The 314-nt window shown below is 51.6% G+C and carries 1 rRNA gene; it reads left to right on the forward strand.

What is annotated here, in order from left to right:
* Positions 1-314: ribosomal RNA gene (locus ELH03_RS37210) — 23S ribosomal RNA — on the forward strand; the annotation flags it as partial.

Below are 314 nucleotides of genomic sequence, written 5' to 3' on the forward strand. Positions count from 1 at the left end.
TAAGGGCATTTGGTGGATGCCTTGGCATGCACAGGCGATGAAGGACGTGATACGCTGCGAAAAGCCGTGGGGAGCTGCGAATGAGCTTTGATCCATGGATCTCCGAATGGGGCAACCCACCTTAAATGCTTGGAAAATCATTCTGGTTGTCTGGCCTTTGGCCCGGCAACCCGAGTGGTTTCCAAGCATTGTGATAAGGTATCTACACCTGAATACATAGGGTGTAAGAAGCGAACGCAGGGAACTGAAACATCTAAGTACCTGCAGGAAAGGACATCAACCGAGACTCCGCAAGTAGTGGCGAGCGAACGCAG

Origin of the sequence: Rhizobium beringeri, from assembly GCF_004306515.1 — a bacterium.
In the GTDB taxonomy this organism is placed as follows: Bacteria; Pseudomonadota; Alphaproteobacteria; order Rhizobiales; family Rhizobiaceae; genus Rhizobium; species Rhizobium beringeri.